Source organism: Paracoccus sp. S-4012 (genome assembly GCF_009674885.1).
In the GTDB taxonomy this organism is placed as follows: domain Bacteria; phylum Pseudomonadota; class Alphaproteobacteria; order Rhodobacterales; family Rhodobacteraceae; genus Paracoccus.
This window is the reverse complement of the sequence record NZ_WKKA01000002.1, coordinates 408433-415298: the sequence shown is the minus strand read 5'-3', so window position 1 is coordinate 415298 and position 6866 is coordinate 408433. Positions and strand designations below refer to the sequence as shown.

At 69.7% G+C, this 6866-nt stretch carries 6 protein-coding genes; 1 reads left to right on the top strand and 5 read right to left on the bottom strand.

Annotation, left to right across the window (positions count from 1 at the left end):
* Positions 1–324: 324 nt before the first annotated feature.
* The 3 genes from GI374_RS05405 to clpB form a co-directional block, all read right to left on the bottom strand.
* On the bottom strand, positions 325–954 hold the full coding sequence (locus GI374_RS05405; RefSeq protein WP_154335980.1) for a ferric reductase-like transmembrane domain-containing protein: 630 nt from the start codon (positions 952–954) through the stop codon (positions 325–327).
* The gene (gene msrP / locus GI374_RS05400; RefSeq protein WP_154335979.1) at positions 954–1850 is read right to left on the bottom strand and encodes a protein-methionine-sulfoxide reductase catalytic subunit MsrP; all 897 of its coding nucleotides are present in this window, start codon (positions 1848–1850) and stop codon (positions 954–956) included. The genes GI374_RS05405 and msrP overlap by 1 nt, the downstream gene beginning before the upstream one ends.
* A 127-nt stretch (positions 1851–1977) precedes the next feature.
* Positions 1978–4608, bottom strand: coding sequence for an ATP-dependent chaperone ClpB (gene clpB, locus GI374_RS05395; protein WP_154335978.1), 2631 nt, complete (start codon positions 4606–4608; stop codon positions 1978–1980).
* 158 nt (positions 4609–4766) lie between these two features.
* Here clpB and pyrF point away from each other — a divergent pair, with 158 nt between their 5' ends.
* On the top strand, positions 4767–5468 hold the full coding sequence (gene pyrF, locus GI374_RS05390) for an orotidine-5'-phosphate decarboxylase (protein ID WP_154335977.1): 702 nt from the start codon (positions 4767–4769) through the stop codon (positions 5466–5468).
* On the opposite strand, the gene GI374_RS05385 is transcribed toward pyrF, so the two are convergent.
* Positions 5465–5899, bottom strand: a complete 435-nt coding sequence (locus tag GI374_RS05385) for an NUDIX domain-containing protein (RefSeq protein ID WP_154335976.1) — start codon at positions 5897–5899, stop codon at positions 5465–5467. The genes pyrF and GI374_RS05385 overlap by 4 nt on opposite strands.
* Positions 5900–5959: 60 nt before the next feature.
* A complete protein-coding gene (locus GI374_RS05380; RefSeq protein WP_154335975.1) occupies positions 5960–6817 on the bottom strand; it encodes an N-formylglutamate amidohydrolase in 858 nt (285 codons plus the stop codon).
* Between the last annotated feature and the right edge of the window lie 49 nt (positions 6818–6866).

Sequence of the window (6866 nt, the reverse complement as noted above, 5' to 3'; positions counted from 1 at the left end):
TGAAGCTGACACCCTCATCATCGGCCGAAGCCTAGAGGGCCGATATGCAGAAGTCCCAGTATCGCATCGCGCAACACCCAGAACCGCCCGCATATCCCTTCCAAAAAGATAGCAATGTCAAAAAGCACCAGACAGAAACAACCGGCTCTGCCCGCCCCGATCTCTCGGCGCGTCCTGAGCCGTTCGCGTCTCTCTCTGCCGCTGCGAAGCTCGCTGCCCCGCCGCGGTGAACGGGTATCTAGGCCCCCCACCCCGGACCCGCAAGCGGTTTCTTGGCCGGGAAGATGAGAATCTTGCCCGCTTTGCACTATGCCTCTGGTATCCTTAGCTTCTTTTTGTGGAGCTTTGATGACGCCCGGTGCCGTTCTGGGTGGTGGGCAGCCACCTCACCGCGGCCAGACCGAGAATCACGGTGAGCCAGGAGGCCGGGCGGGGCTCCCAGAGCTTGCCGACCCAGGCCCAATGCAGCGCAGCCAGTGCCGCGGCGGGATAGGCGAGCTGGTGCAACCGGGGCCACCATTTGCCCAAGGCCCGCCGGGCATAGCCGTTGGAGGTCAGCGCCAAGGGCAGGAGCAGCAGGGCCGATGCGGTTCCCATGATCAGGTAGGGGCGGTTCAACAGGTCGCGGGCGATCTGCGGCCAGTAGAAGCCGAGGTCGAGCGCCATCCACGCCGCAACATGCAGCGCCGCATAGGCGAAGCCCAAGAGACCCAGCACGCGGCGCATCCGGCCGATCTCGACCCCGGCGAATCGGGCGACCGGGGAGGCGACCAGCGCCGCGACCAGGAAGTAGAGGCCGGTGCGCCCGGTTCGATGCTCGACCGCCGCCACCGGGTCGGGGCCGGCCGCGCCCATGGCGAGATCGAAGATCAGCCACAGCAGCGGGATCGCCCCCAGCATCCAGCCCAGCCATTCGGGCAACCGCTTCAGCCACGCATTCAGCGCGGCGCGCATCAGTAGTCCTGCCGCAGGTCCTGCCCGGCGTAGAGATGCGCGACCTGATCGGCGTAGCCGTTGAAGGGCAGCGTCGGGCGGCGGCCGCCGAACAGCCCCTCGCCGATCCGCCGCTCGGTCGCCTGGCTCCAGCGGGGGTGGTCCACCTCGGGGTTCACGTTGGCATAGAAGCCGTATTCCTGCGGCTGGAGCAGGTTCCACGTCGTCGCCGGTTCGGTGTCGGTCAGCGTGATCCGCACCACGGATTTGATCGACTTGAAGCCATATTTCCACGGCACCACGAGGCGGATCGGCGCGCCGTTCTGGTTCGGCAGCGGCTGGTCATGGATGCCGGTGGCGAGGATCGCCAGCGGGTTCATGGCCTCGTCGAGGCGCAGCCCCTCCTGATAGGGAAAGCCGTAGACCGAGGCCGCGCCGGGCATCTCCTCCGGCCGCCAGAGTGTCTCGAAGGCGACGTATTTCGCGGCCGAGGTTGGCCCAGCGCGCTCCAGCACGGGCCCGAGCGGCACGCCCAGCCACGGGATCACCATCGACCAGCCCTCGACGCAGCGCAGCCGGTAGATGCGCTCCTCCACTGCGGATTCGGGCGCAAGATCCTCCACGCCGTAGCTGCCCGGACGCTCCACCAGCCCGTCGATGGCGACCGACCACGGATCGGTCGTCATCCTCCCCGCCAGCCGCGAGGGGGCGTCCTTGCTGCTGCCGAACTCGACGAAGTTGTTGTAGCTGGTGATGTCCTCGAGCGGCGTCAGGGTTTCGTCGGTGGAGAAGGGTGAGGGCTGCCCCGTCAACGCGAAGGCCGGGCGCGCGAGCAGCGCCGCGGCCCCGGCGCCGAGGAACGCACGCCGCCGCAGGCGCAGGGCGGGCGGGGTGACTTCGGACCAGGGGATTCGCATGCCGACCTCCTTCGCAACCGCAACCATCCTACGCCGCTTCGGTTTCGGGAAGGTTACGGAATCGGCGATGACGCAACACGATCCCGCGACAGAAAAGGCCCCGGCCCTGCCGCCGGGGCCCTCCTCGTCATTGCAGCGGCACGCCCTCGGGCCGGTCGCCGGCGCTGCCCAGCGGCGCAGTGCGGCCGACGCGGTTGCCGACGATCAGCCCCTCGCGGCCGGCCGTCACCTTGACCGCCTCGCCATCCAGCACCTCGCCCGAGAGCAGCATCTCGGCCAGCGGGTCCTGAAGGCTGCGCTGCAGCACGCGCTTCAGGGGACGCGCGCCGAACACAGGGTCATAGCCCTCGTCGGCCAGCCACTTCCGCGCCGCCTCGTCCAGTTCCAGCGTGATCTTGCGATCCGCCAGCCGCTTCTGGAGCCCCATGAGCTGGATCGTCACGATCCCGTCCATGTTCTCGCGCGTCAGCCGGTGGAAGATGATGATCTCGTCCAGGCGGTTCAGGAACTCGGGCCGGAAATGCGCCCGCACCGCGGCCATCACCTGCTCGCGCGCGTCCGAACTGTCGGCGCCCTCGGGCAGGTTCGACAGCGCCTGCGCCCCCAGGTTCGAGGTCAGAATGATCAGCGTGTTCTTGAAGTCCACCCGCCGGCCCTGCCCGTCGGTCAGCTGACCGTCGTCCAGCACCTGCAGGAGCACGTTGAACACGTCGGGATGCGCCTTCTCGACCTCGTCGAACAGCACCACCTGATAGGGCCGCCGCCGCACGGCCTCGGTCAACACGCCGCCCTCGTCATAGCCAACATAGCCCGGCGGGGCGCCGATCAGGCGGCTGACCGAGTGCTTCTCCATGAACTCCGACATGTCAACGCGGACCATCGCGTCGTCGTCGTCGAACATGTATTCGGCCAGCGCCTTGGTGAGCTCCGTCTTGCCGACGCCGGTGGGGCCGAGGAACAAGAAGCTGCCGAGCGGCCGGTTCGGGTCGTTCAGACCCGCCCGCGCGCGGCGCACGGCGTTGGCGACAGCCCTCACCGCATCCTCCTGCCCAATCACCCGGCGGCCGAGCTGCTCTTCCATCTTCAGCAGCTTCTCGCGCTCGCCTTCCAGCATCTTGCTGGTGGGGATGCCGGTCCAGCGTTCGACCACCTCGGCGATCTGCTCGGGACGCACGGCCTCCTCGACCATCGGGCCTTCGGTGTCGCCCTCGGCCTCGGCCAACTGCTTCTCCAGCCCCGGGATGATGCCGTAGCTGAGTTCACCCGCCCGCCCGAGGTTGCCCTCGCGCTTGGCCTGGTCCAGCTCCGCCCGCGCCCGGTCGAGCCGCTCCTTCAGCTCGCGCGCGCCTTCCAGCTTGTCGCGCTCGGCCTGCCAGCGCGCCGTCATCTCGGCGCTGCGGTCCTGCAGGGCGGAAAGGTCCTTCTCCAGCCGCTGCAACCGGTCGCGCGAGGCGGCGTCGTCCTCCTTCTTCAGCGCCTCGGCCTCGATCTGCAACTGCAGGATCTGGCGATCCAGCGCGTCGAGCTCCTCGGGCTTGCTGTCCACCTCCATCCGCAGCCGCGAGGCGGCCTCGTCCATGAGGTCGATCGCCTTGTCGGGCAGGAAGCGGTCGGTGATGTAGCGGTTGGAAAGCTGCGCCGCCGCCACCAGGGCCGCGTCGCTGATCCGCACCCCGTGGTGCAGCTCATACTTCTCCTTGATGCCGCGCAGGATCGAGATCGTGTCCTCGACCGTCGGCTCCTCGATCATCACCGGCTGGAAGCGCCGGGCGAGTGCCGCGTCCTTCTCGATATACTTGCGGTATTCGTCGAGCGTCGTCGCGCCGATGCAGTGCAGCTCGCCCCGCGCCAACGCCGGCTTGATGAGGTTCGCCGCATCCATCGCGCCATCGGTCTTGCCGGCGCCGACCAGCATGTGCAGCTCGTCGATGAAGAGGATGACCTCGCCCGCGGCGGTCTCGACCTCCTTCAGGACGGCCTTCAGCCGCTCCTCGAACTCGCCGCGGTACTTCGCCCCGGCGACCAGCGCCCCCATGTCGAGCGCCATCAGCTTCTTGTTGCGCAGGCTCTCGGGCACGTCGCCGTTGACGATCCGCAGCGCGAGGCCCTCGGCGATCGCGGTCTTGCCGACGCCCGGCTCGCCGATCAGCACCGGGTTGTTCTTGGTCCGGCGTGACAGCACCTGCATCGCGCGGCGGATTTCCTCGTCGCGGCCGATGATCGGGTCGATCTTGCCCTGCTCGGCGGCCTCGGTGAGGTCGCGCGCGTATTTGCTCAGCGCCTCCATCGTGTCCTCGGAGGAGGCGCTGTCGGCCGTGCGGCCCTTGCGGATGTCGTTGATCGCGGCGTTCAGCTTCTGCGCCGTGACCCCGCCCGCGTCGAGCGCATCCTTGGCCCGCGTGTTGACCATCGCCAGCGCCATCAGCATCCGCTCGACCGGCACATAGCTGTCGCCGGCCTTCTTGGCGATGCCCTCGGCCTCGTCGAGCACGCGCACGAGGCTGGTGTCCACATAGACCTGCCCCTCGCCACCCTTGACCTTGGGCTGCTTCTCGACCGCCGCGTCCACCGCCTCGGCGACGGCGCGCGCGTTGCCGCCCGAGCGGGTAATGAGGTTCGCGGCAAGCCCCTGGTCGTCATCCATCAGCGCCTTCAGCAGATGCTCGGGCACCACCCGCTGGTTGTCCTCGCGCATCGCGATCGTCTGCGCGGCCTGGATGAAGCCCCGCGAGCGCTCGGTGAATTTTTCCATGTTCATGAGAAAACGTCTCCTTTCAGCCCCCGCAGGGCAGACCGCCCGTCACGGCGCGGCCTTTTTCGCGGGTCTTTGTCAACCAGATGGGAGGCGCCGCGCGGCCTTTCAAGCGCGCGCTTTTCATGCCAGAAGCCCCCGGTTTCGCCAGTGGAGGCAAGAGGATGGACGAACGGCTGATCGTGGCGCTCGACGTGTCGGACGCGCTCTCGGGGCTGGAACTGGCGCGCGCCATCGGCGACGCCTGCGGCTTCTACAAGGTCGGCCTGGGGATGCTGACCGGCGGCGGCCTCGCACTCGCGCGCGAGCTGAAGGACGAGCACGGCAAGCGCGTGTTCCTCGACCTCAAGCTCTACGACATCGGCGCCACGATCGAGGCCGCGGTGCGCGGCCTCGCGCGCTTCGACCTCGACTTCCTCACCGTCCACGGCGACCCGAACGTGGTCCGCGCCGCCCGCGAGGGCGCGGGCGGGTCGGACCTGAAGATCCTCGCCGTCACGGTCCTCACCTCGCTGGACCGCGCCGACCTCGACGCCGCCATGCTGCGCGAGGGCGACCTCCACGACCTGACCGTCGAGCGCGCCGCCCGTGCCTTCGAGGCCGGGGCGCATGGCGTCATCGCCAGCCCGCGCGAGGCCGCCGCCATCCGCGGCCTGCCCAACGCCGGCCTGATCGTCACCCCCGGCATTCGTCCCGCGGGCAGCGCCGCGGGCGACCAGAAGCGCATCGAGACCCCCGCCGCCGCCATCGCCGCCGGGGCCGACCACATCGTCGTCGGCCGCCCGGTCTGGCAAGCCGCCGACCCCCGCGCCGCGGCGCAGGCGATCGTGGCGGGGTTGCCCGCCCCTGAGGGGACCCGCGGCTAGTCCAGCATCTCCCGCAGGATCTCCTTGAAGCCCGCGATGGCTTGCGCGTCGGCAAGGAACTCGGCCACCGGCATCAGGCGCAGCTCGCTCCCCTCGTCGCCGAGGCGCACGGAGGCGGCCTCGGCGGGCGTGATCTCGGCCACGAAATACCAGCCGATGCCACCCCGGCGGCTGACCGAGGGGCGGGCCTCGCCGCGCACCAGCCGCTCGGGTGCGAGCCTCAAGCCGGTTTCCTCTTCCAGCTCCCGCAGCACGCAACGCGCCGGGCTCTCGTCCCCGTCCCGCTTGCCCCCGGGCAGATCCCACTGGCCCGGCCACTGGATCGTCGGAATGTCGTCGCGCCGCATCACGAGGATCGCGTCGCCGCAGATGAGGATCACCTTCGCGCCGCGGAAATCCGCGCCGTCCCAGCCCTTCGCGTCAAGGGTCATCGTTGCTGTCGCTCGATCAGCGCCCCGCCCTGTCTCGTGCAGTTCTCCACGACCACTCCCTCACTCCGCCGCCAGCGCCTCCGACGGCCCCTGCATGGCGGCAAAGACGCGCCCGAGCGAGGCCGAAAGCGCGTCGAATCCTTCATGCGGAACGATCCGCGCCTCGTCCATGTAGAGCGAGCGGTCCAGCTCAAGCTGCACCACATGCCGCCCCGCGCCCGGGTTGCCATAGGCCTGCGCGATATAGGCGCCGGCAAAGGGCGCGTTCAGCCGCACCGTCAGCCCCTCGCGCTCGAGCGCCTCGGCCAGCTTCAGCCGCAGCCAGCCCCCGGCCGAGCGGCCGTGGCGGTCGCCCAGCACAGCATGGGGCCGCGGCGTCAGATGCGTCAGCGCCTCGCGTGGCATGGAATGCACGTCGATCAGCACCGCCTGCCCGAAGCGCGCCACCGCCTCGGCCATCAGGCCCGAGAGCGCGTCATGATACGGCTGCCACCAGGCGTCGAGCCGCCGCTCGGCCTCGGCCCGCGGGATCGGGCGGTCGTAGATTGCCCGCCCGTGCGCCACCACGCGCGGGATCACCCCCAGCCCCGCCAGGGTCCGCGCGTTCGCCGCGCCGGACGGCTGCACCCCCTCGACCGCCAGGGGATCGAGGTCGTCGCGGCCGCGGTTCAGGTCCACCACCGCCCGCGGGATGCGCGCGCTGAGGATCACCGCGCCGGCCCCGGGGGCGGAGGCGATCAGCCGGTCCACGAAGGCGTCCTCGGAGCTGCGGAGCTGCGCTTCCGGCAGGCGCGCCGCGGCGACCACCCCGGCCGGATAGTCCCGCCCCGAATGGGGCGAGGACAGGATCAGCCCTCCGCACCAGTGCTGCGGGCGGATCAGATCGAAGCTGGGATGCATCCGCCGTTGGCCCTCCATCGTCGCGAGGCATCATGGGCGGGCTTTGGCCCCGGTGCCAGACGCATCA